We start from the raw sequence: 23,738 nt of genomic DNA, 5'->3' as shown, positions 1-23,738 counted from the left end.
AGAGGATTCGCAGATCATTTTTACCCTAATTTTCGCCAAAAACAATAAAAAATGGCCTAAAATCAGTTGTTTTCAGGCCATTTTCAATAAATATGGGGTAATTATTCTTTTACGCGTTCAACGTATTCACCGGTTTTGGTATTCACCCGGATCAGTTCGCCTTCGTTTACAAACAAAGGTACGCTTACGGAAGCGCCGGTTTCCACGGTTGCAGGCTTCAGGGTACGGGTGGCGGTGTCGCCTTTCAGTCCCGGCTCTGCGTAGGTTACCAGCAATACAATCTTGTCAGGCAATTCAACACTCATCGGTTGTTCAGTCTCGGTGTTGATGAGCACGCTTACTTCCTGTCCGTCTTTCAGGAACTGGGGAGCATCGATCAGTGTTTCGGCAAGTGCTACCTGCTCAAACGATTCATTGTCCATGAAGTTGTAGCCGGAGTCGTCTTTGTAAAGAAACTGATACGCTCTTCTTTCCACGCGCACGGGGTAGATATTGTCACCGGAGTTCCATGTTTTTTCAATGGAGCGGTTGTTGTCTACACCTTTCAGCTTGGCCCATACTTTGGCGGCTGCGCGGGCAGTTTTGTTTTCACCGAATTCTACGATAGAATAAAGGCTGCCATCGAGTTTGATGATCATGCCCCGGCTGATATCTGAGGTAGTTGCCATAATTGCGATTTTGATCCCGGAAAATTTCGGGGAGGCAAAGATAAGGGTCTGCCCTTTTAACCGCAAAATCTAAAAAATGCGGGGCTGATTTGGTAATGTGTTAGTTTGAAAATTAGCGCAGGCTACTTCAATTTGGGGGCAGGTGCCGGTGCATCTTTGGATGTATGCTCCACCGGGATCACGCGGATATGGTCGGCGCGCATCTGGTACGTTCCGTTTTTGGCATCGCCGGTCTTGGTAATGACAACCGAGTCGGACATCAATGTCACTCTACCATTGGTGTATGCAACGTTGCCTGTGTATACCTGTTTCATCTGCTTGTCGGCCGCCACTACGCGTTTTTCTTTTTTATCGGCAGCAGCTTTCTCCCATTGCTGTTCCGTGGGCAGTTTCGCCGCTTTACTTTTTTTCACGGGCGTTTCGATGATCTCGATCTCCTGGACCTTCCTCTCCCTGGTTTTCATTTTCTCTGCCGGCACTTTTTTCTCCCTGACCGGCGTGATTTCGAGGGTCTCTTTTTTCTTTTCGACGGGTGCCAATTGCAGCGTTGTTGTTTTTTCTTTTACAGGTACGATCTCAATGGTTTCCGTTTTTGCAGGTTGCGTTTTCGGCGCTTTGAAACGCACCTCTTTAACTACCGGCTCTTTGGCTGATTTTTTAGCCGCCGGTTTTTTAAATGCTTTTTCCTGAACTCTTACTTCTTTCACCTTGGGCACCGTGTCTGTAAGCGGCCATGCGGGTGCTATCGCAATAGTCGTTTTTGCCGGCGGCCAGTTGCTGCGGAAAGAAAGTAAGACGATGGAGGCTACCGGTAACAGTAGCAGGAACCAGGACAAATGTGCCCTTGCTGTTTTGTTTTTGTTCATCATGGCTATACGTTTTTTAAGTGAAGAGACATTGAAGGAAATGCCTGCCGGTACAGGTCGCTGACCAAGCACCTGCAGCAAGAGGTACTGGTACTCTTTTTTATCAACACCGGTGGCCAGCACACGGTTATCCGCAATGAACTCCAGGTTTTGACGGATAGCTTTCCGGATCAGCCAGGCGGCAGGATTGTACCAATTGATCAGGCATAGAAATTCTGCCCATAACATGTCCACCGTATGACGTTCGCGGACATGCACAAACTCGTGCCGCAATATATTCTCCAGCTCACCGGCGGTATGTTGATGCTGATTGATATAAATGGCATTGCCGAAAGAAAAAGGAGCGATCGGCTCTTCCACCTGGTACACTTTCACCTGCCCATCTCGCAGCAGCGAAGCTTTGCTGCGCAATTGCCGGAGCGACCATAAACGGACACAGATACGTATCAAAAGAAACAGGCTTACGGCAACCAACAGGCCCATGACCCAGGTGCTGAGGCCGGCGGCTTCTGCGGCAGGACGTGCATACTGTGTTACAGGAGGCACCCATTCTTTTACCTGCTGCATACCCGGTGAAGACGGCGACCACAAATCGGTGAGGTCGATCAATGGAATAAGAAAACTAACCATCGAGTACAACAACAGGTACCAGCGGTTATGACGGTAAAAGGTGAAGCGCTGCAATACCAGGCGGTAAAAAATGTACATCACGCCGAGCGATAATGACAGCTTCAGCAAATACAACAACAAGGTTGACATGCAAGAAATAATTTAATTATGAAAAGATCACTTTCCCTTTTCAATCATCTGCAGTATCTCTTTGAGCTCTTTGGCACTGAGCTTTTTCTGTTCTACGAAAAAGTTCACCAACTCCTTATAGGAGTTGTCGAAATACTCACGCACCACCGTGCCCATGAATTTCTTTTTGTAATCGTCCTCGTCAATAGCCGGCTTGTAGAGATAAGTATTACCGATAAGCCGGCTTTGCAAATAACCTTTCTTTTCCAGGTTCTTGACGGTGGATGCCAATGTGGTGTAAGGAGGCGGATCGGACATCTGCTCCATAAAAGCCTTGATGTTTCCTTCTCCTGTACGCCAGATCACGAGCATCGTTTCTTCTTCCTGTGTGGTTAAACGTTCCATATAAATCTACGAAGTTTTCGTAAAGATTACGAATATTTCGTAGATAGGCAAATTTTTTGCATTCTTTTTTAGCATTTAAATGACGCCCGGTGGCTGAATGCTGTTTCTTTGCAGGATGAAGAGATATCTTGTCCTGCTGCTGATGATTACCAGCCTCATGCAGGGGCTTGCAGCACAAACAGACAGCGTCGACATAGCGCGTCCGCCGTACAAACGGTTTCCGCAAAACCTGCCGTTGCAGTTGTTGTTGCCGGACAGCACCACCAGATTCACCCGGGAAGATTTTGCCCGCAAAAAACCTGTGTTGCTGATGTTGTTCAGTCCCGATTGTGAGCACTGCAAGCATGAAACGGAAGGTATTATCCGGGAAATGGAACGCTTCAAAAAGATCCAGATCGTAATGGCCACTACGGCCCCGCTGGACCGTATGCGCGAATACATTGCCAGCTACGGCCTCAACAGATACAAGAACATTGTAGTGGGCAAGGACGTCAACTACCTCCTGCCCGTTTATTTCGATCTGAAAAACTATCCCTTCCTCGCATTTTACAATAGCAAGAAGGAACTGATGGAGGTGGTGGAGGGCGCATTGCCCATTGAAAAGGTGTTAGCGAAGTTTGGGCTTTAGGGAGTATTAAGTAGTAAGTTTTAAGTAGTAAGTTTTAAGTAGTAAGTCGGGGTTTAGGTAATAAATACACAAGCCTTGCTGAAGACCCGAGGATGGTTCGTGAATACACGAACCATGGGGTTGGATGATTTATTGACGATTGACCATTCACGATTCACCATTGACTATTCACCATTGACGATTCACGATTGACGTATTAACTTCCTGCGTATCTTTGCCGCGCAAATAATTTCCTCATTCCATAAATTCTTCGATTCATGAAAGTAACTGTAGTAGGTGCCGGAGCCGTAGGTGCTACCTGTGCAGACAATATTGCACGCAAAGAGCTCGCTTCGGAACTGGTTTTACTGGACATCAAGGAAGGGCTGGCCGAAGGCAAAGCACAGGATATGATGCAAACGGCGGCACTGCTGGGTTTTGACACCAAGATCACCGGCAGCACCAATGATTATTCCAAAACTGCCGGCAGCGACGTAGTCGTTATCACCTCCGGTATTCCCCGCAAACCAGGCATGACCCGTGAAGAACTCATTGGTACCAACGCCGGTATTGTAAAGTCTGTTGCCGAAAACATCCTCAAATATTCTCCGGATGCCATCCTCATCGTGATCAGCAACCCGATGGATACCATGACCTACCTCGCGCTCACTGCTACAGGCCTGCCTAAAAACCGTATCATCGGTATGGGCGGTACACTCGACAGCAGCCGCTTCAAGTATCAGTTGAGCCAGCACCTCGGTGCCAGCCCGGCCGATCTGAATGCCGTTGTAGTGGGTGGCCACGGCGATACTACCATGATCCCCCTCATCCGCCTCGCTACCTGGAACAGCGTACCCGTAACACAGTTCCTGTCTGAAGATCAGCAAAAACAAATCGTGGCCGATACAATGGTGGGTGGTGCTACCCTTACCAAACTCATCGGTACGTCTGCCTGGTATGCTCCCGGTGCGGCCGGTGCCGCCCTGGTAGAAAGCATCCTGCGCGATGAGAAGAAATTGTTTACCTGCTGCGTAGCCCTCGAAGGCGAGTATGGCCAGAAAGATATCTGCCTGGGCGTACCTGTGATCATCGGCCGCAACGGCTGGGAGAAAATCCTGGACTTCGGATTGAACGAAGCAGAACAAGCAGAATTCAACAAGAGCGCCGACGCGGTAAGAAGCATGAACGACGTGCTGAAAACCCTCTGAGCTTTTCCCTGATATTTATACGAAAGGGCGTACCATGTACGCCCTTTATTTTTGCGTAAACACGCATCCTCTTAGCCTTTTGCCGCGTATATTTAAGTAAATTTTCTTCATGCGTTTTATCAGCTGCCTTGTCTTATGCCTGCTGCTCTCCCGCAGCCATGCCCAAACCATTCAACCAGGCTTTGATGCCCGCGAATACGCCCAGCTTTTATCGCTTGCTTTTTACAGCTCGAGTATTCCCGATTCAGCAGCCCGTCTCACTACACACGACCCTTATCATCTCGAATACCGTTCCCCTGAAGTAGGCCTCAAAAACCGCTGGACATTGTACCTGCGCGAAGACGGTGTGGCCGTAATCGACGTAAGAGGAACAGTGGCGGATAAAGCAAGCTGGCTGGCCAATTTCTATGCGGCCATGATTCCCGCTACCGGCAGCCTGCAACTCAATGACACTACGCAATTCTCCTATAAACTTTCCGCAGATCCCAAAGCCAATGTGCATGTGGGATGGACGGTAGCACTCGCTTATCTCGGACCCGATGTGGCGAATAAAATCCGCGAGTATTACAGTAAAAACAAGATCAAAGAATTTTACATTTTCGGTCACAGTCAGGGAGGCGCCATCTCCTTTTTGCTCCGCTCCTACCTGCATTACGAACAACAGGCCGGACGTTTACCCGCCGATGTAAAATTCAAAACCTATTGCAGCGCGGCACCCAAGCCTGGCAACATGTTCTATGCGTACGATTATGATTTTATCACCCGCGGCGGCTGGGGCTTCAATGTGGTAAACGCGGCAGACTGGGTACCTGAAACACCCTTCTCCATTCAAACCATCAACAGTCTGAACCCCACCAACGTATTTGTGAACCTGCCCAAGACCATCAAAAAACAAAAGTTCTTTGTACGGCTTGTCGGCAATACGCTTTACAACAAAATGGAACGCAAGCCACGCAAGGCACAACGCAAGTATGAAAAATATCTTGGGAAAAAATTATTCAGGCTGGCCCTTCGCAAAGAGCTGCCCGGTATGAAAGAACCCACCTATGTACACGATGGCAATTACATGCGTGCAGGGTCTCCCATCATCCTCATGCCTGACAGCAGGTATTATGAATTATACCCCGAAAATCCTGATAAGCCCTTCACCCATCACGTGTTTGGCGCATATATGCATCTTCTGCAAAAAGATTACCTCGTGAAATAATAACACCAGCGGAATAATCGCCCTTCAAAATCAAACGGTGTGGTCGCCTTCGTGATGTCGCGAAACGAAGCGGCATTGATGTGTTCGGTATCGAGCACAAATTTTCTGAAGTTCGTACTGAAGAAAAGGTGTCCGCCGGGATTGAGCCGGTCGAGGCATTGATTGATCAGCACAACATGATCACGCTGGATATCGAGAATGTCTTCCATGCGTTTGCTGTTGCTGAAGGTGGGCGGATCGAGTACGATGATATCGTACAACGTATCGGAAGGTTCGCGGAGGTATTGCTTTACATCGGCAGGGATGAAACGGTAACGGTCTTCATCGGTAAACCCATTCAGCGCGAGGTTGCGTTGCGCCCAACCGAGATAAGTGCGCGACATATCCACCGTATCAACCTGTGTAGCACCGCCAGCCGCTGCGTATACAGAAAAGGAACCGGTGTAGGAAAAAAGGTTCAGCACTTTTTTACCTTCACTTAATTCTCTTACACGCATGCGTGTGAGGCGATGGTCGAGGAATAACCCGGTATCGAGATAATCGCTCAGGTTTACGAGAAACTTCAAACCGTTTTCTTCCACTACCCATTCGTTGCGCGCCTGCTCGAGGCGTTGATATTGACCGAGGCGTCCGGGTTTGCGCTGACGCAGTTTCAGAAAAATACGCTCTTCCGGAACGCTGAGGATCTCCGATAACACCAGTAACGCTTTCGAAAGCCAGTTGTCATGTTCTTCGTCGGTCAGGTTATGACGGCGCTTGTACTCGGCAACATATAATTTGTCTTCATACAATTCCACGCACAGCGGAAACTCCGGCAGATCGTGGTCGTAGAGACGATAGCAGGTAACACCCTGCCTTTTTGCCGTTTTGGAGAGATGCCTGTACACTTTTTCCAGCCTGTTGCGAAACATGTCGAACTTATCCTGCATGCCGCAAAGATTTGATGATTAGGCCGGAAAAAAAATTTATCCGTTATAAAACAATATTTTGCTAATTATTTTAGGAATTTATTTTGGAAAATACGATCTTAGCTGTCGCTTTTTTTACCATGTATGCGATAGTGGATATAGAAACAACGGGGTCGTACGCGTCCGGTAATGGTATTACGGAAATAGCCATCATGCTGCACGATGGCCAGCAGGTAACGGGACAATTTCAGTCACTTGTCAATCCGCATCAGCACATACCCCGCTACATTACGGCGCTCACCGGCATTACCAATGAAATGGTGGAAGCTGCGCCTTCGTTTGCAGATATTGCAGAGCAAGTTTATCAATTGCTGGACGGACGTGTGTTTGTTGCACACAGTGTCAACTTCGACTATCCGTTTGTCAAGGGCCAGTTGAGTAAATGCGGATATGAATTGCAGGTAAAAAAACTGTGTACGGTCCGGTTGAGCCGCAAACTGGCGCCGGGCTTTCCTTCGTACAGTCTCGGCAATTTATGTCATTCATTAGGCATTCCGCTGGAAGACCGTCACCGTGCCGCAGGTGATGCCGCTGCCACGGCCAGACTGTTTTCCTATTTATTACAGCGTGATGAAGAAAAATTCATCCTTAAAAGTCTGCAACGGAACTCCAAGGAAACGATCCTGCCGCCACATGTGCCGAAGGAACAATTTGATCAACTTCCTTATACTCCCGGCGTTTATTATTTTCATGATGACAAGGGCAAGGTGATCTATGTAGGCAAGGCACGCAATATCCGCTACCGGGTCAACAGCCATTTCAGCAACAACAGCCAGAGCCGGCAGAAACAGAATTTTCTCCGGCATACGCACCAGATATCCTACCAGCCTTGTGCAACCGAACTAATGGCCCAGATACTGGAATCAACGGAAATCAAAAAACGCTGGCCCATCTATAACTATTCCCAAAAAAGACAGGAGCAGCTTTATGGCATTTTCGCCTATGAGGACCGCAATGGTTATCAGCGGTTGATCATTGAAAAAAACAAAGCCCGTCTCGAAGCCGTTCATACTTTCCATTACCTCACCGAAGGCCATACATTGCTGCGCCGCCTGATACAGGAATACCGTTTGTGTCCGAAGTTGTGTTTTATCCAGACCAGCAACGACCGTTGCGTGGGCCTGGAAGACGGCTACTGCGATGGCGCCTGCGAACATGAAGAAGATGCGTACACTTACAATGAACGCGTAAGGGCAGCCATGCGTTCCGTGCAAGAACGTCCTTCTTTTGTTATCGTGGAAGAAGGAAGGCAACCACAGGAGCAATCCTGCATATTGGTATGGAAAGGGGAATTTGTGGCGATGGGCTATATCGCTTCCGATATACAGATCAGCGATATCGATCAATTACGCGATATGCTGACGCCTTATAAAGAGAATTTGTTTATCCGCAACCTGGTGCATAGTTATGCGGATAAGTACCCGCAGCGTGTGAGGAAGTTTTGAAGAGTTGAAACAGCCGTTGTAAGTTTTGAGTAATAAGTTTTAAGTAATAACAGCGATCCCTCGCTGCCTTGGTTCGTGTATACACGAACCAAGGTGCCTATTTATTCAATCATTTCCACATTTTCACACTTACACATTTGCACATTTCCCTCATTCCTCCCACACAAACGTCTCATGCTTCGGTATCTGGTTGAACACATCCGCTACCTGTTGCGGTGCTATTGCAATTTTTCTTTTCGCTGTATTCAGCCACGCTCCGTCTACTGTAACGATCGCGGCCACCGTCTCGTCATTCTTCACAATCTCATGACGGATCGACCAGCGTGAAAAATCTGCGCGGGCTTTCACCAGCGTCAGATCGATCGTCACTTTATCGCCCAACCTGATCTCCCGCTTGAATAAGGCTTCTTCCCGGAACAGGATCGGCCCGATCGATAGACCGGCCATCACAGCGGGCGTAAGACCACATCCATTCAAAAACTCGATCCGGCAGAATGCGCCCCAATCGTAATAAACAGAATGACGCAGATGCACATTCGGATCCAGATCCGACCAACGCACCTGTAATTCACGTACAAAACGGTCCATAATCGCGTGATTTTGTTAACAGCCGCTAAAATTAAAGGATTTATACGCCGGAATCGGAAGGCAGACTATATTTTTGCCATTCAATTTTAGTACATGAAGAAATTATTCCTTTTTACCTTATCTGCCGGTCTCGTACTTTCTGCCGCTGCGCAAAAGACGCCGGTGAAGAAACCAGCAACCAAACCCGCCACCAAACCTGCTGCAAAACCTGCCACCGGCGGTGTCGTTCTTAAAAACCTTTCCGATTCTGCCAGCTATGCACTGGGCGTCAACATCGCCACTTCCCTGAAGATGCAGAACATGACCAGCATCAATACCACTTTGCTCAACCGCGCCATGCAGGATGTGTTCAACAACAAACCAACCCTGATCGACGAAAACTCTTCGTTCATGGTCCTGAATGCTTACGCCAGCAAAATGCAGGAAGAAAAAAGCAAATCTGCGATCGACTCAGGTCAGAATTATCTCGCTAAAAACAAATTGCGGCCCGGCGTAAAAGTTACTTCCACCGGCTTGCAGTACGAAGTACTCACCCAGGGTTCAGGTCCTAAGCCGGCTGCTGAGGACACAGTTACCGTTCACTACCGCGGCACGCTGATCGACGGTACTGAATTCGACGCCTCTTACAAACACGGACAACCCATCTCCTTCCCGCTTAATCGTGTCATTCCGGGATGGACAGAAGGTTTGCAATTGATGAACCAGGGTTCCAAATACAAACTCTTCATTCCTTACAATCTTGGTTATGGATTGCAAGGCAGCCCTCCCGTTATTCCCGGTGGTGCAGCCCTGATCTTTGAAGTAGAGTTGCTTGAGGTGAAAAAAGCCAGTCAACAATAACTATTATAATCGTCTTATAGCGAAAAAGGGAACCAATGGTTCCCTTTTCTTTTATGAGTTCGGTGTCTTGTCTTATTTCGTTTATTTTCCGGCTTTCTTTCTATCGTGGATCCAACCCAGGGCGAGCTTAAACTGTTCGTCTTCTGTTAGTTTTGTATTGTCCAGCACCACGGCGTCATCCGCTTTACGCAGGGGACTTACTTCGCGGTGTGAATCGATATAATCGCGCATTTCGAGATTGTTCTTTACTTCTTCGATGGTTACGTTGGGATTTTTTTCATATAATTCTTTGAAACGGCGTTCCACGCGTACGGCATTGTCTGCCGTCATGAAGATCTTCATTTCTGCATCGGGGAATACGACTGTACCGATATCCCTTCCGTCCATCACGATCCCTTTTTTCTTTCCGAGTTTCTGTTGCTGGGCCACGGCAAACTCGCGCACTTCGCGGATGGCCGCCACATCGCTCACTTTCTCGGCTATCACCAGGTCGCGGATCACATACTCAACGTTCTCATCGTTGAGATACATCTCGCTGCTCTGTGTTTTTTCATTGAAATGAAAATCGAGGTGGATTTCCCCGAGCGCCTTATGTACTTCGCGCTCGTCGGTCCAGTCGATATGATTACGGAGAAAATAGAGCGTAATAGCCCTGTACATCGCTCCGCTGTCTACATACACATAGTTCAGTTCGCGGGCTAATTGACGCGCCAGGGTGCTTTTTCCGCAACTGGACCAACCATCTATCGTAACAATAATCTTCTTCATGAATGAGCCGGCAAAATAATAAAAAAAGAGCGAGACCTGTTCTCGTAGTGTATTTTTTCCTGTCCTTATCCTCAACAGCCTATCTTTGCCCTTCACCAGTTATCACAGAGAATGCAGGGATTCAAGAAATTGTATCAATATTTGCTTCAGTTTCTCCGGGAAAAAGTCACACGGCCACAATTCATGATGATCATTGCCTCACTGGTCGGATTCGTTTCGGGTATGGCGGCGGTGGGATTGAAAACGCTGGTGCACTACCTGCAATACTGGATCGAAACACTCCCGGTTTCCCGGTTTGCTTATTTATTTTTCCCTGCTGTTGGTTTGGTGATCACTGTATTCATTATTCACCGTTTTTTTGGCGACCAGATCGAACGCGGTATCGCGATGGTATTACGGTCGATCGCGCGAAGATCGTCTTTCATTCCACTCCGCAACACTTATCAGCATATCATCACCAGTTCTGCAACCGTTGGTTTTGGTGGTTCAGCCGGTCTGGAAGCCCCTATCGTGGCAACGGGTTCCGCCATCGGTTCCAACCTCGGCCGCATCAGTGACCTCAATTATTCGGAGCGGTCTTTATTGATTGCCTGCGGTGCCGCCGCCGGTATCTCGGCTATTTTCAATGCGCCTATTGCGGGCGTAATCTTTGCGGTGGAGGTTTTACTCGCCGAAACCCTGGTAAGCTATTTTATCCCGCTCATTATCTCCTCCGTTATCGGAGTACTCTGTTCAAAGATTATCCTCGAAGAGGCCATTCTTTTCAACTTTTCACTCAAGCAAACCTTCGACTACAACAATGTGCCGTTTTATATTCTGCTTGGGGTGGCCAGTGGTTTTGTTTCATTGTACTATGCACGCTTGTTCAAACGCACCGAAAGCCGCATCGAGCATTGGAAGATCAATCGGTATACCAAAGCGCTGATCGGTGGCGTGATGCTGGCAACCATGTATTTTTTACTCCCCCCTCTTTTCGGGGAAGGTTATGAAAGCGTGAAGGTGGTGGCCAGCGGACAAATGGATACCATCACCGAAAAAGCGAAACTATTTGGATTACTCGGCCGAGATTGGGGACTTGTTTGTTTTACGATCCTGATCTTTTTACTCAAACCGATTGCGGTTGCCATTACCATTGGCAGTGGCGGTAACGGGGGCAACTTTGCACCTTCCCTGTTCACGGGTTCCTATCTCGGTTTTGCCTTTTCCAAATTACTCAACAATACCAACTGGTTTCGCGTACCGGAAGGCAATTTCAGCCTGGTAGGCATGGCGGGCGTGCTGAGTGGCGTAATGTATTGTCCGCTCACGGCTATCTTTTTGATCGCGGAAATCACAAATGGCTACGAACTATTCATTCCGCTGATGATCGTTTCCTCCATTTCTTTTTTTATTGTAAAAAGTTATGAGCCCTACTCAATGGAAACGAAGAAGCTGGCGCTCGAAGGACAAATTTTCACCCATAAAAAAGAAAAAAACATCCTCACCTCCATCAACCTCGATGATATATTGCAACCCGCTTATCAGAGTCTCGCTATCGACCAGCCCTTGTCGGCACTGGTAGAAGTGATCAAACACAGTGACAAAAACATTTTCGCCGTCCATGATCAGAAAGACCGTTTTGCCGGTGTGATCGAATTGAATGATATCAAGCAAAAACTTTTCCAACCGCATCTTTTTGAAAAGACCACGTTGCGTTCGCTCCTGAAAAAACCTGCCGCCACCATCAGCGACCAGGAAAGCATGCACACCATTATGGAGAAATTCGACATCACACAAAGCTGGTATTTGCCCGTGCTGGATAATGAAAAGAAATTCCGCGGTTTTGTATCCAAGTCGATGTTGTTTAATAAATACAGGGAGATTTTGTCGAGACAGTCGGATTTGTACGAGTGAGTCGTCAATCGTCAATCGTGAATGGTCAATGGTGAATGGTCAATGGTGAATCGTGGGTTACTTGAGCTTAGTAGCTTCGATCTCACGCAAAGACGCCAAAAAAATACCTAAAACTTATTACTTAATACTTAATACGGCTGTTCCCCCCTTACACCTTACGCCTTCTCCCTTTTGCCTTAACTTTACAAAACAAAAACACACTCAACTATGCAATTCAATCGCCTGTTGTTTGCTGCCGGAATAGCGTTGGCAGCGACTACAATGACCGCTTGTAATAATGAAAACAAGCAGGACAAACCTGCTGAAACGGCGGCCTCAAAAGATATCAAAGGAGAAAACGTAACCTACAAATCGGACAGCCTTTCCATGCAGGGATATGTAGCCTACGACAATGCCGTTGAAGGCAAACGTCCGGTGGTGCTGATCATTCCAGAATGGTGGGGCGTTACGGATTATGTGCGTGGCCGTGCGCGTCAACTGGCAGAGCTTGGTTACCTGGCATTCGTGGTAGACATGTATGGAAACGGCAAAGTTGCCGAAGCACCCGATTCTGCGGGCGCGTGGGCAGGTGCTTTTTATAAAGATGCCCCCTTGGCGAAAAAACGTTTTGATGCAGCCCTGAACCAGGCACTCACTTATGCGCAGGCCGATGCTTCCAAAAAAGCAGCCATCGGTTATTGCTTTGGCGGTGCGATGGTACTGAACATTGCGCGTCTGGGTGAAGACCTGAATGGTGTGGTAAGTTTCCACGGCAACCTGCCCGTGATCCCCACCACCAAAGAAGCATTGAAAGCAAAAATCCTCGTTTGCCACGGTGAAGCCGACGGCTTCATCAAACCCGAAGAGATCACTGCTTTCCGCAAACAACTCGATTCACTGGGTGCCAGCTATGAATTCAAATCTTACCCGGGTGCGCAGCATGCGTTTACCAATCCTGATGCAACGGCCAACGGTAAGAAGTTTGGCATTCCCATCAGCTACAACGCTGCGGCCGACACCGCTTCGTGGAACGACATGAAAGCTTTCTTCAAAACGATCTTCTGATAAAAAAAATCCCCTGCAATTGCGGGGGATTTTTTTTAAAGTCAAACGTTAAACAGCCGTATTAAGTAGTAAGTATTAGGTTGTAAGTTATCCCTACACCTTAAGACTTCTACCTTCCAACGACTGAATCACTTATTACTTACTACTTAGAACTTATAGTTGGCGCCCTTGTTGGTCTCCCGACCAGCAAGCAAGAGTCAGGTTTATTTGACAGGTTAAGGTCTACTTCGTACCTAACGAAGGGATGAGCAGGTCCGTTGGTCTGGAGACCAACGGTGGCGTGATGTCGGATTCACTTAATACTTATTACTTAATACTTATTACTTAATACTTATTACTTAATACTTATTACTTAATACTTAGCACTCCTATTGCCGTATTATCTTCTGCTGCAACTTCTGTCCGTCTTTCCTTACAGCGGTGAGCAAATACATCCCAGCCCGGAGCCGGCTAAGATCGAGTTCCTGTTGTTTCATTTTAACGGTAGCCTTCAGCACAGTTTGCCCCTGCATGGAGGTAATAGAAATTTCGCTGCCGATCCATCTTTCATCAAAGGCTACATCCATCCACACTTTACCTGTTGTGGTTGGATTGGGGTAAACGTTTGCATAAAGCCAGGCAGGATCTGTCTGTGGCAATGGAATTTCGTTGATGAGTGGCGGGTTGAACGCGTAGGTGCGTAACAGTGATTCGCGCGGGCCACCCGGCGCAAACTGTCCGCGCATTCTTTCTTTTTGCCCGTTGGTAAAAAGATTGGTGCAGTTTCCGTCGGTGAGGTCCATGTAATTCATGTACATATCCCCACCCGCTCCGTTGTTGCAGGTAGAACGTATTCCTGAAGGACAGCCTGAAGTGAAATTACTCTGGGTGGGTGTATCGCCTATCAGGTCATCACCGCAATAAGCATCGCCCCAGATATGCCGTAGACCAAGCCAGTGGCCCACTTCATGCACAGCGGTGCGATTGGTGCCGAATGCAGGAAAACTCAAAACGATCCCGTCGCGGAAACTTTCACCACCCACCACGCTGCTGTAACCCAGCCCGCGTTTGAGGCTCACGACCCAGATATTCAGGTAATTTGCGGGATCCCAGGCGTCCAAACCCATCTCTGTTGCTTGTTTCATTTTATCGTCCGCTTCCCAGGAAACAACGGGTGTATACTTACGCTCAATGCCGGAGGTCGAACGTTTACGCGGGTCAGAAACAGCCAGGGCAAATTCAATTTCGCAATCGGCGGCCAGACGTCTGAATGCCGCGGGTGTATTGTTGGTATCTGCATTGCGCCGGCGAAAGCAGGCATTGAGTTCGGCTATCTGCTGGTGCACCAGTGCATCGCTGATATTTTCCGAAGGAGCATGATAAAGAATATGAACCACTACAGGAATTTTGATCACCGGCATATCTTCCACACGCGCCGCTTCATTGGGATGTTCGCTGATAAAACGTTCGATCGCCTGCTGACGGATCTTCAGCAACGGATCAGCCGAAACCTGTGCCTGTTGGTAGGTAGTGCTTAAGCAGGATGATGATTGTGCTCCGGCAATTGCTGATACAAGGAACAGCAGGAAAAGTATCCCCAGTCTCATAGAGGAAATTTGTCTTTTGATGAAAAATCGGATTGCCCTGGAGATTCAGTGGAATTGGTACGGATTCAGAAGAATTGGAGAGAGACAGAATAGTGGACAGTTCTCGATTCGTCAACAGATACGGACTTCAGATGAGGGGCGCTGTACAAGAATTTGTTAATAAGCAGTCAGCGATGGATCAAATATAATCGTTTTTATAATTAGTAGGTTATTTTTACGTATAGTAAAACTACGATGGGAAAGAGGCTCAGAGAGCCAATGTGGAAATGTGCCCGCCTGCGGCGGGGCCATGTGGAAATGTGAAACCAAATTTTTATTGACAGAAATGGCTGTTTCATTTGCACATCTACATATTTCCACATTTACACATTCTTGCCATCCACTACCTTTGCATCCACAAACAGGAATATGAAATATTTTTTCTATAGCGTTTTATTCATCACACTGCTCACTGCGTGCAACAACAACGAACCGAAAAATCCGGGCAACAACAACCCCACCCCCGGCCTCAGCGCGCCCGCATCGATCAGCTATGCGATCCTGAAAAATTATCCGCACGACACCACCTCGTTTACCCAGGGCCTCACCTTTTACAAAGGGCAGTTCTATGAAGGCACTGGCAATTACGGCAGTTCGAAACTCCTCGAAGTAGACCTGGCTACCGGTAAAGCAAAACGCTCCATCACGCTTCCCAAAGAATTTTTTGGCGAAGGCATCACCATATTGAACGATACTGTTTACCAACTTACCTGGAAGGAAAAGAAAGTATTTGCTTACACCGTAAAGGATTTCAAAAAAGTAAAAGAGTTCCCCATCAATACAGAAGGCTGGGGCATTACCACCGACGGTAAAAGCCTGATCGTGTCCGATGGCACCAGCAACCTTTATTATTATGAACCCGCCACCTTCCAGTTGCTGCACACACAAATGGTAACGCAGGAAGGCAGCCCATCTTTCAATCTCAATGAGCTCGAGTATATTGATGGGTATATCTACGCCAATCAATGGCAATATCCTTATATCTTCAAAATCGAACCGGGAAGCGGCGCCATCGTCGGTCGCATCGATCTGCAACAGATCTGGGATCGTGTAAAGGCAGACGATCCGCATGCGGATGTCCCCAATGGCATCGCACACGACACTACGACCAACAAGACTTACATCACGGGTAAAAACTGGCCGCAGCTTTACGAAATAGAAATCGGGAAGTAATAATTATTCAGCGGTGTGGCGGATCAGGTAAATCACCGAACTGCAACGACGCACATCGCCGGATGCTTTCAGGTTGGAACGCAGGCCCTGCCAGGCCGCACCGATCCAGTTGGATTGACCATTTTTATATTTGCTGCTGAGCAAGGCAATATAAAAACTGTCGTACCACATCGGTTTGTGCGCTATCACTTCCATGGCATGTTGCGCCATCAGACGATCTATTGATGCCGGGGAAAAATGATACAGGTGACGCGGCACATCATAAGCCGCCCAGTAAGGACCATAGGTGTCCGCATCTTTTGACGTATAGTTCGGTACGGCAATAAGCAAGGTGCCACCGGGCTTGAGTAATTGTTTCAGCTTTTCGATATAATCATGCAATTGATGTACGTGCTCGAGCACATGCCACAGCGTAATTACATCATAAGTGGCAGCGGGAAGTCTTTCCAGTTCATCTATCTCCTGTACCTGCAGGTTGTATAATTGAGCCGCAATTTTGCGCGCCTCGGCATCAGGCTCGAGCCCTGTCACTTTCCATCCACTTTCCTGCATGGCGTGCAGGAAGGTTCCCACACCACAACCGATATCGAGCAGGTGACCATTGGACAAGCCTGTTGTACGCTCAATCAGCCGGCGTTTGTTGCGGATCGTGCGGCGACGCACGGCCTGGTAAATTTTATTGATGAGCCCGCGCGAGGTATTGGTATGGGAAATATAATCTTCGGATTTGTAATACGGACCTATCTGCGTGCTATCGGGCACATCCTGTGTAAAGCGTAAAGTACATTCCCGGCATTCCCATACGGCAAAAGATTCTTTGCTTACGGTATAATCGATTGCGTTCAGCACAGGCTTGAGTGAGGCCGAATGGCACACGGGACAATTCGTGTAGTGAATACGGTCAGGCATACAGGAATAATAAGGCGCAAAGAAAAGCATTCAACCGGAATATTCAGCCGGTTGCGCTCATTTCAAGTTATACGGCGAAGGAGGTGCCGCAACCGCAGGTACTGCTGGCATTTGGATTGGTAAATGTAAACCCGCGGTTATTGAGCCCATTTTCCCAATCGATCTGTATACCGAGCAGGTACAGTTCATGTGCCTTGTTCATGGTACACGGAATGCCTTCTATGGTGAACTGCTGGTCCACTTCTTCCATTTTATCGAATCCGAGCACATAGGAAAGTCCCGAGCAACCGCCGCCTTTCACACCTACGCGCAGGTGCAGGCTGTGGTCAAAGCCCGGTTCGGCCATCAGTCTTTTGATCTCTTTCACGGCCCCGGCCGTCAGGCTAACGGGCGCTTCAACTTGTGTATCCATACTGCAAAAATACAAAGAAATCCGGTGACGCACCCGCGGGCGGGCTAACAGATGTTTGCAAGCCATTGAAATCCTTATTTTTGAGCAAAATAATTGCATGGATACTTCAACCGTCAGCCTGATCATTGCTGTCCTGGCCCTGCTGATAGCAGTGGCTGCCTTTTTTGTCCGTAATTCCAAAACCTCCTCCGCTCCCGCTGCTCCCGCCACTCCCCGTGAATCTGCAGACGGCTACACGTCAAGACCTCTTCAACTACAGGCCTACGAACGCCTGGTGGTGCTTACCGAACGCATAGCCCTGCCGTCGCTTGTCAACAGATTGAATCAACCCGGCCTCAGTGCCAACGACATGAGAATCGTCCTGGTAGAAAACACACGCCAGGAATATGAATACAATGCTTCACAGCAGATTTATGTAACCCAGCAGGCCTGGGAAGCCGTGCGCAATTTCAAAGACCAGAATATTATGCTGATCAACCGCGTGGCCGCATCGCTGGCACCGGAAGCATCAGGCGTCGATCTCAATAAAAAAATTCTTGAAACGCTGGTCGCGCAAAAACTCGGCGAAGTGCACAACATGGTGCTGGAAGCCCTCAATCACGAAGCAAAACAACTGATGGGCTAATCCCGTCTTACTTATGCCAGAAGAAAAATACACAGATTCCGGTATCCTCATTAAGCCGGTTTACCATTCGTCCGATATACCTGCGGGCGAGCCTGCACAACCGGGTGCTTTTCCTTTTACGCGTGGCGTACAACCCGATATGTACCGCGGTAAACTTTGGACCATGCGTCAATACGCGGGTTTCAGTACCGCGGAAGAAAGTAATAAACGTTATCACTACCTGCTTTCGCAAGGCGTGAGCGGATTAAGTGTGGCGTTTGACCTTCCGACACAAATCGGTTACGACAGTGACCACGCACTGGCCGAAGGCGAAGTAGGAAAAGTAGGCGTTGCCATCGACAGTATCGAAGACATGCAAACGCTGTTCCATGGTATCCGCCTCGATGAAGTGTCGACCTCGATGACCATCAATGCCACCGGGTTCATTTTGCTTTCCCTGTATGCCGCACTGGCAAAACAACAAGGCGCCGATCTGAAAAAAATATCCGGTACTATTCAAAATGATATCTTAAAAGAATACGCAGCCCGCGGTACGTATATCTATCCGCCGAAACCGTCTATGCGCATCATCACGGATATCTTTGAATGGTGCAGCCGCGAAGTTCCAAAATGGAATACCATTTCCATCAGTGGTTATCACATTCGCGAAGCAGGGAGTACGGCGGTACAGGAAGTGGCATTTACCCTGAGCAATGGCAAAGCTTATGTACAGGCCGCGCTCGAAAAAGGACTCGACATCAATGTGTTTGGCAAACGGCTTTCTTTTTTCTTCAATGCACATAACAATTTGTTTGAAGAAGTGGCCAAGTTCAGAGCCGCGCGCAAGATGTGGGCATCGATCATGAAAGAGCTGGGTGCCACCGATCCCAAAGCGATGATGCTGCGCTTTCACACGCAAACCGGTGGCAGCACTTTGACGGCGCAGCAACCCCTGAACAATATTTCCCGCGTCACTATTCAGACAATGGCCGCGGTACTGGGCGGCACGCAATCATTGCACACCAATGGCTACGACGAAGCGCTGAGCCTGCCAACAGAAGAAGCAGCACGCATTGCTTTGCGCACGCAACAGATCGTGGCATTTGAAAGCGGTGCGCCGGACACGGTGGATCCGCTGGCCGGCTCTTATTATGTGGAGGCACTGACGGCCGAAGTAGAACAAGCTGCCTGGCAACTGATGGAGAAAATAGATGCAATGGGCGGCAGTGTGTCAGCTATCGAGGAAGGATTTATCCAGGATGAAATTGCACGCAGTGCCTACGAATACCAGCAACATATCGAAAGCGGAGAAAAGATCATCGTTGGCGTGAATAAATTCCAGGTAAGCCAGGAAGCGCCTATTCCCGTGTTCAAGATCGACGATTCCATCCGGCTGGTGCAATCGGAGAAGCTGCGCAAACTACGCCAGGACCGCGATCAGGCTACCTGCGATCGTTTGCTGAACCAACTGCGCGACAAAGCGGTGACTGGTGAGAATATGATGCCTACCGTTGTGGAAGCCGTCGAAAATAAAAGCACGCTGGGCGAAATTGCCGATACATTGCGAAATGTATTTGGTGAATACCGTTAACCATTAATACGATTGTATGAAAAAACTCATTGCAGCCTGCCTGCTGGGTGTTTCTTTTTGTGCACATGCACAATCCTCTTTTGTAAAAGACAGTCTCGACAGTTATATACAACGCGGCCTGCGCAACTGGAACCTACCCGGCCTTGCCGTGGTGGTGGTGAAAGATGGGAAAACGGTTGTGCTGAAAGGTTATGGCGTGCGCGACATCGGGACGAAGGAACCGGTGAATGCCGATACGCGTTTTATGATCGCCAGTAATACCAAACTCTTCACGGGCACGGCATTGGCACAATTGGAGTTTCGCAAAAAGCTTTCACTGGACGACAAAGTGACCAAATACTTTCCCGACTTCCGTTTGTACGACAGCATCAGCACGCAATTGGTATCCGTGCGCGACATGCTGTGTCATCGCATCGGCACCAAAACATTCCAGGGAGATTTCACCTTTTGGAACAGCAGTCTTTCGCGCGCGGCCATCATGCAAAAAATGAGGTTGCTGAAACCCGGACGTCCTTTCCGTCAGGATTACGGCTATTGCAACAGCTGTTTTCTTACCGCGGGTGAAGTCATTCCCAAGGTAACCGGCCTGTCATGGGAAGCCTATATAACGGACAGTATACTCAGACCTTTGGGCATGACCCGCACTTCGGCTTTGTCGGCAGGTATGGAAAAAATGGATAACGTAGCGCGGCCTTACACCACGAGCTACAGCGACCAATTGCATCGTGTGCCCTACGATCAGTGGGACAACCTTGCTCCCGCTGCGTCAATCATCAGTACGGTGAACGATCTTTCGCACTGGCTGCAATTCCAACTGGACAGCGGGCGCTACCAGGGCAAGACGATCATGCCTTTTGCAGTACTGCAAAAAACAAGAGACGTCAACATCATTACCGGCAGCCGCAAGTCGCTGCAATTCCCGATGCACTTTCGCGGATATGGCCTGGGTGTGTACTCAGCCGACTACAATGGCAGGCAGGTTTACTGGCATACAGGCGGTGCGGGGGGCATGGTGAGTAATGTATGTTTTGTTCCGGAGGAAAATCTCGGCATTGCCATCCTTACCAACAACGACAACCAGAGTTTCTTCGAAGCATTGCGTTATCAGCTGCTCGATGCTTATCTCGGCGTAGCTTATGTTGACCGCAGTGCGCAACTACTACCGGGTGCGCAAAAAGAAGCGAAAGAACAATTGCAGGAGATCAGCAGTTGGCACGCTCGTGTGAAAGGAGCATTACCGCCACTTCCCGTTTCCAGCTATACAGGCACCTATCGCAATCCTATCTACGGCCCTATCGATATCAGCACAGGCAAAAAAGCGGATCAGTTATTCATCCGCTTCGAAGGACATGCCGATCTCACCGCTACCCTTTCCTGGATGGATAATAATGAGTGGCTTCTTGAATACACGAATATCGAGTATGGAATTTTTAAAGTAAAATTCCGCACGCAGGGAAACAAAGTATCGGGCATTGAGTTAAGGGCGAATGAATTTGTGGAGTATGATGCGTATGATTTTGTGAAGCAGTAGATAAGTCAAAAGTTTCAACAGCCGCAAATTTTCGCAATGGAAATTTGTTGACTTAATACCTGCTGATTTACGGCTATTTACTTGACGGCCTGTTACCTGCTACCTTTCAAATCCCTCTCTTTATCCGTCTGCGCCTGTCCGCCTTTATTAGGTAAGCCCTTACCGGTGACGATATAATCACGAAGACTTCTGCCGATATAATGTGACCAGCCCTGGTAGCATGCTTCATAGCATTCATCGGCGGGCGTGAGGCCTGCGTGTGTGAACACCAATTCTGTCTGATCGCCTTTTGTGCTTATTTCAAAGATCACGTTGGTGTTGATCCATTCAGTTTTGTCTTTGGTAAAATTGAAAGCATTATCGAGTATATGCCAGACAACTTTTTTATCCGGAACCACTTCGGTTAATTCGACTTTACAGCGATGAATATCTTCGAATTGGTAAACGAACAGATCATTAACATTTTCTGTTGCGCCTTTGATGTCTTCCGACCACCAGGCACGGGGATTCTGCACGGCTTTAAAAACTTCAGCGGGCGTATTGTTTACCACAACAGTAGTGGTGAAATCCTGATTTTGCATGAAATAAGTTTGGGTCAAAGTTATTTTCTAACAACAATTATGACGGGGTGTAAACTGGCCGATGTGAAGGGTTGGGTTGGACAATTTGAGAAAGAGGTAAGGTGAAAGGTATAAGGTTGAAGGCGTAAGGCTTAAGACGTCAGGTGAAGGCGCTATATCATGACAGGGGTTGTCGGTGAGCCTGGCGTCAATTGCCTTACTGTTACGTAAAGACTTAAGGCATATACGTTGAGTCTCACACCTTTGAATTTTCATGAAAATCAAACTTTTTTTATTGTTTTTCAATAAATATTTATAGTTTTACCCCATCAACTAAAAATCAAACCATGACAATTACAACCAAACACATGCTGACTTTCCTGCAAGTCCTCTCGTGGGTCATCTTTGTTGGTGTGTGTATCGAAGCCGGCGGTATTTTATTCAAAATGATCTATACGCTGTTCTGGCATCCCGCCGGGGCAGATTTCTTCTGGGACAAAGCAGACCTCTCGCCGCTGTATCACTATGACCGCTCACATTTTATTGTCGAAACCTCTTACATGGTCATCGTATCCTGCCTGAAAGCAACCATTTTCTACCTGATCATTAAAGTTTTTTATGATAAAAAAATAAGCCTCTCCAACCCTTTTAACCGGTACGTATCACGCTTCATTCAAAGCATGGCTTATCTCGCTTTCATTGTCGGCGTCTTTTCCCATTGCGGCGTCAACTATACCGAATGGCTGGTATCACAAGGCGTAAAAATGCCCGAGATGCGTCACTTGCGTTTCGACGGAGCAGATGTATGGCTGTTTATGGGCGTATCGCTGCTGGTCATCAGCCAGATCTTTAAAAGAGGTATCGAATTACAGGAAGAAAACGATTTAACCATCTGATCTATGCCCATAATTGTAAATCTCGACGTGATGATGGCGAAGCGAAAGATGTCGCTCAACGAACTGTCGGAAAAAGTAGGTCTTACCTTGTCCAATCTTTCCATTCTCAAAACGGGCAAGGCCAAAGCCATCCGCTTCAGTACGCTTGAAATGATCTGCATCGTGCTGGATTGCCAGCCGGGCGACATTTTGGAGTACAGGGAGAAGTGGTAAATTTAGGTATAAGGCTGAAGGTATAAGGTAATAAGTAGTAGATTGACCAACAGTGGCCGGAATCATTCGGGCTACTCTTTACGCTACCCGCAAATTCCTTTTTTGGTTCATGAGGACACCACAACTGTTTGGAAGATTTTAAAACCTGTCAATCCGACATCACGCCACCGTTGGTCTCCGGACCAACGAACGGGCCTGCTCACCCCTGAGTTATGTACGAAGTTGGCCTTAACCTGTCAAAGCAACCTGACGCTTGCTTGTTGGTCGGGAGACCAACAAGGGCGCTAACTTCTAACTCACGCCGCCATTACGTTAAAAAATGAAAAGCGACTCTTAGGGATAAACGTTCCGAACAGATGTAGTGCGGACACGAACCAAGAGTGATATGACTCAGTATTGACTAATCAAATGCCAAAGCAGCATTCCGCTGATGGTTCGTGAATACACGAACCACGGACTCCCATTCACGATTCACCATTCACGATTGACCATTGACCACAATCATCTGTTGCGGTGAGGCACCTCATGCCCTGTTAACAGTAACCTGCCGACATTCACTGGTAATTAATTTATTTTTTTATGCCATACACCGACATCAACAACCTGGAACTCAAATCCAATGAATGGCTGGCCACTGTAGGCTTCTACCGCGAAGACCTTGAAATACTGGAGGAACGCCTCGCCGAAGTAGCTGCCAAAAACACTCATGAAGAAGTACTGAAAGAAGTAGAGCATTTTCAGAATCAATTCGACATACAAAAAGCCAACATGGCGGATTATACCAGCCGCATCAAGGACTACGTACACCTTTGCGCGGAAGATGTGAAAGCACATGCGGGAAAGGTGAACGTATCATTGAAGAAAGACCAGGAGCAACTCGGACAGGAACTGGTTTCCTTTGAAAAAATTGTCAAATCGCTCAGGGCTGATTTCAACCGGTTCCTGGCAAAACGGATGTAATCCACCTTCAATAACATTC

24 protein-coding genes are annotated in these 23,738 nt (G+C 47.9%); 14 read left to right on the top strand and 10 right to left on the bottom strand.

Going from position 1 to position 23,738, the window contains the following annotated elements; translation table 11 throughout:
- Nucleotides 1–101 precede the first annotated feature (101 nt).
- The 3 genes from efp to H608_RS0107545 all read right to left on the bottom strand — a co-directional run bounded on the left by efp (nucleotide 102) and on the right by H608_RS0107545 (nucleotide 2,677).
- Nucleotides 102–668, bottom strand: a complete 567-nt coding sequence (efp, locus tag H608_RS0107555) for an elongation factor P (RefSeq protein WP_028787140.1) — start codon at nucleotides 666–668, stop codon at nucleotides 102–104.
- Between the two features lie 122 nt (nucleotides 669–790).
- Complete coding sequence (locus H608_RS23505) at nucleotides 791–2,293, bottom strand: M56 family metallopeptidase (RefSeq protein WP_051268118.1); 1,503 nt, start codon at nucleotides 2,291–2,293, stop codon at nucleotides 791–793.
- Nucleotides 2,294–2,320: 27 nt separating this feature from the next.
- Nucleotides 2,321–2,677, bottom strand: a complete 357-nt coding sequence (locus tag H608_RS0107545) for a BlaI/MecI/CopY family transcriptional regulator (RefSeq protein ID WP_028787139.1) — start codon at nucleotides 2,675–2,677, stop codon at nucleotides 2,321–2,323.
- A 115-nt stretch (nucleotides 2,678–2,792) separates the two neighbouring features.
- Here H608_RS0107545 and H608_RS0107540 point away from each other — a divergent pair, with 115 nt between their 5' ends.
- The 3 genes from H608_RS0107540 (at nucleotide 2,793) to H608_RS0107530 (ending at nucleotide 5,699) form a co-directional block, all read left to right on the top strand.
- Nucleotides 2,793–3,305 (top strand): thioredoxin domain-containing protein, encoded by a 513-nt coding sequence (locus H608_RS0107540; protein WP_028787138.1) that lies wholly within the window; start codon nucleotides 2,793–2,795, stop codon nucleotides 3,303–3,305.
- Between the two features lie 257 nt (nucleotides 3,306–3,562).
- Entirely contained in the window at nucleotides 3,563–4,492 is a 930-nt protein-coding gene (gene mdh, locus H608_RS0107535; protein ID WP_028787137.1) for a malate dehydrogenase, read from the top strand.
- 109 nt (nucleotides 4,493–4,601) lie between these two features.
- Nucleotides 4,602–5,699, top strand: coding sequence for a lipase family protein (locus H608_RS0107530; RefSeq protein ID WP_028787136.1), 1,098 nt, complete (start codon nucleotides 4,602–4,604; stop codon nucleotides 5,697–5,699).
- On the opposite strand, the gene H608_RS0107525 is transcribed toward H608_RS0107530, so the two are convergent.
- The gene (locus H608_RS0107525; RefSeq protein WP_028787135.1) at nucleotides 5,684–6,628 is read right to left on the bottom strand and encodes a class I SAM-dependent methyltransferase; all 945 of its coding nucleotides are present in this window, start codon (nucleotides 6,626–6,628) and stop codon (nucleotides 5,684–5,686) included. The genes H608_RS0107530 and H608_RS0107525 overlap by 16 nt on opposite strands.
- Nucleotides 6,629–6,711: 83 nt before the next feature.
- On the opposite strand from H608_RS0107525, the gene H608_RS0107520 reads away from it, so the two are divergent.
- Nucleotides 6,712–8,112, top strand: a complete 1,401-nt coding sequence (locus H608_RS0107520) for an exonuclease domain-containing protein (RefSeq protein ID WP_245565733.1) — start codon at nucleotides 6,712–6,714, stop codon at nucleotides 8,110–8,112.
- A 150-nt stretch (nucleotides 8,113–8,262) separates the two neighbouring features.
- On the opposite strand, the gene H608_RS0107515 is transcribed toward H608_RS0107520, so the two are convergent.
- Nucleotides 8,263–8,700, bottom strand: a complete 438-nt coding sequence (locus H608_RS0107515) for an acyl-CoA thioesterase (RefSeq protein WP_028787133.1) — start codon at nucleotides 8,698–8,700, stop codon at nucleotides 8,263–8,265.
- A gap of 93 nt (nucleotides 8,701–8,793) precedes the next feature.
- Between H608_RS0107515 and bamJ the strand changes: the two genes are divergently transcribed.
- Nucleotides 8,794–9,540, top strand: a complete 747-nt coding sequence (gene bamJ, locus H608_RS0107510; protein WP_028787132.1) for a BamJ family beta-barrel-assembly machinery protein — start codon at nucleotides 8,794–8,796, stop codon at nucleotides 9,538–9,540.
- 81 nt (nucleotides 9,541–9,621) lie between these two features.
- On the opposite strand, the gene cmk is transcribed toward bamJ, so the two are convergent.
- Entirely contained in the window at nucleotides 9,622–10,308 is a 687-nt protein-coding gene (gene cmk / locus H608_RS0107505) for a (d)CMP kinase (RefSeq protein WP_028787131.1), read from the bottom strand.
- 111 nt (nucleotides 10,309–10,419) lie between these two features.
- Here cmk and H608_RS21630 point away from each other — a divergent pair, with 111 nt between their 5' ends.
- Nucleotides 10,420–12,201, top strand: coding sequence for a chloride channel protein (locus H608_RS21630; RefSeq protein WP_038007671.1), 1,782 nt, complete (start codon nucleotides 10,420–10,422; stop codon nucleotides 12,199–12,201).
- A 207-nt stretch (nucleotides 12,202–12,408) separates the two neighbouring features.
- The gene (locus tag H608_RS0107495) at nucleotides 12,409–13,245 is read left to right on the top strand and encodes a dienelactone hydrolase family protein (protein WP_028787130.1); all 837 of its coding nucleotides are present in this window, start codon (nucleotides 12,409–12,411) and stop codon (nucleotides 13,243–13,245) included.
- Nucleotides 13,246–13,613: 368 nt separating this feature from the next.
- Here the strand turns inward: H608_RS0107495 and H608_RS21625 are convergent, their stop codons facing one another.
- Complete coding sequence (locus H608_RS21625) at nucleotides 13,614–14,831, bottom strand: M43 family zinc metalloprotease (protein ID WP_051268117.1); 1,218 nt, start codon at nucleotides 14,829–14,831, stop codon at nucleotides 13,614–13,616.
- 408 nt (nucleotides 14,832–15,239) lie between these two features.
- Here H608_RS21625 and H608_RS0107485 point away from each other — a divergent pair, with 408 nt between their 5' ends.
- Nucleotides 15,240–16,043, top strand: a complete 804-nt coding sequence (locus H608_RS0107485; protein WP_038007668.1) for a glutaminyl-peptide cyclotransferase — start codon at nucleotides 15,240–15,242, stop codon at nucleotides 16,041–16,043.
- Between the two features lie 3 nt (nucleotides 16,044–16,046).
- Here H608_RS0107485 and H608_RS0107480 read toward each other — a convergent pair whose 3' ends face one another.
- Both H608_RS0107480 and H608_RS0107475 read right to left on the bottom strand, forming a co-directional pair.
- Entirely contained in the window at nucleotides 16,047–16,952 is a 906-nt protein-coding gene (locus H608_RS0107480) for a class I SAM-dependent methyltransferase (RefSeq protein WP_028787128.1), read from the bottom strand.
- A 67-nt stretch (nucleotides 16,953–17,019) separates the two neighbouring features.
- On the bottom strand, nucleotides 17,020–17,364 hold the full coding sequence (locus tag H608_RS0107475) for a HesB/IscA family protein (RefSeq protein WP_028787127.1): 345 nt from the start codon (nucleotides 17,362–17,364) through the stop codon (nucleotides 17,020–17,022).
- A 97-nt stretch (nucleotides 17,365–17,461) separates the two neighbouring features.
- Between H608_RS0107475 and H608_RS0107470 the strand changes: the two genes are divergently transcribed.
- Genes H608_RS0107470 through H608_RS0107460 form a run of 3 tightly spaced genes read left to right on the top strand, consistent with a single transcriptional unit; the run spans nucleotide 17,462 to nucleotide 21,090 of the window.
- A complete protein-coding gene (locus H608_RS0107470) occupies nucleotides 17,462–17,989 on the top strand; it encodes a DUF7935 family protein (protein ID WP_028787126.1) in 528 nt (175 codons plus the stop codon).
- 13 nt (nucleotides 17,990–18,002) lie between these two features.
- Nucleotides 18,003–19,559, top strand: a complete 1,557-nt coding sequence (locus H608_RS0107465) for an acyl-CoA mutase large subunit family protein (RefSeq protein WP_028787125.1) — start codon at nucleotides 18,003–18,005, stop codon at nucleotides 19,557–19,559.
- Nucleotides 19,560–19,575: 16 nt separating this feature from the next.
- Nucleotides 19,576–21,090, top strand: coding sequence for a serine hydrolase (locus H608_RS0107460; protein ID WP_028787124.1), 1,515 nt, complete (start codon nucleotides 19,576–19,578; stop codon nucleotides 21,088–21,090).
- Between the two features lie 92 nt (nucleotides 21,091–21,182).
- Here H608_RS0107460 and H608_RS0107455 read toward each other — a convergent pair whose 3' ends face one another.
- Entirely contained in the window at nucleotides 21,183–21,671 is a 489-nt protein-coding gene (locus H608_RS0107455) for an SRPBCC family protein (protein ID WP_028787123.1), read from the bottom strand.
- A gap of 326 nt (nucleotides 21,672–21,997) precedes the next feature.
- Between H608_RS0107455 and H608_RS0107450 the strand changes: the two genes are divergently transcribed.
- The 3 genes from H608_RS0107450 to H608_RS0107440 all read left to right on the top strand — a co-directional run bounded on the left by H608_RS0107450 (nucleotide 21,998) and on the right by H608_RS0107440 (nucleotide 23,719).
- A complete protein-coding gene (locus tag H608_RS0107450; protein ID WP_028787122.1) occupies nucleotides 21,998–22,546 on the top strand; it encodes a DUF2975 domain-containing protein in 549 nt (182 codons plus the stop codon).
- 3 nt (nucleotides 22,547–22,549) lie between these two features.
- A complete protein-coding gene (locus H608_RS0107445) occupies nucleotides 22,550–22,759 on the top strand; it encodes a helix-turn-helix domain-containing protein (protein WP_028787121.1) in 210 nt (69 codons plus the stop codon).
- 579 nt (nucleotides 22,760–23,338) lie between these two features.
- Entirely contained in the window at nucleotides 23,339–23,719 is a 381-nt protein-coding gene (locus H608_RS0107440; RefSeq protein WP_028787120.1) for a hypothetical protein, read from the top strand.
- Nucleotides 23,720–23,738: the final 19 nt, after the last annotated feature.

The sequence above is a fragment of the Terrimonas ferruginea DSM 30193 genome (assembly GCF_000425585.1).
In the GTDB taxonomy this organism is placed as follows: domain Bacteria; phylum Bacteroidota; class Bacteroidia; order Chitinophagales; family Chitinophagaceae; genus Terrimonas; species Terrimonas ferruginea.
The sequence above is the reverse complement of the archived record's forward strand: the minus strand, read 5'-3'. Positions and strand labels throughout refer to the sequence as shown.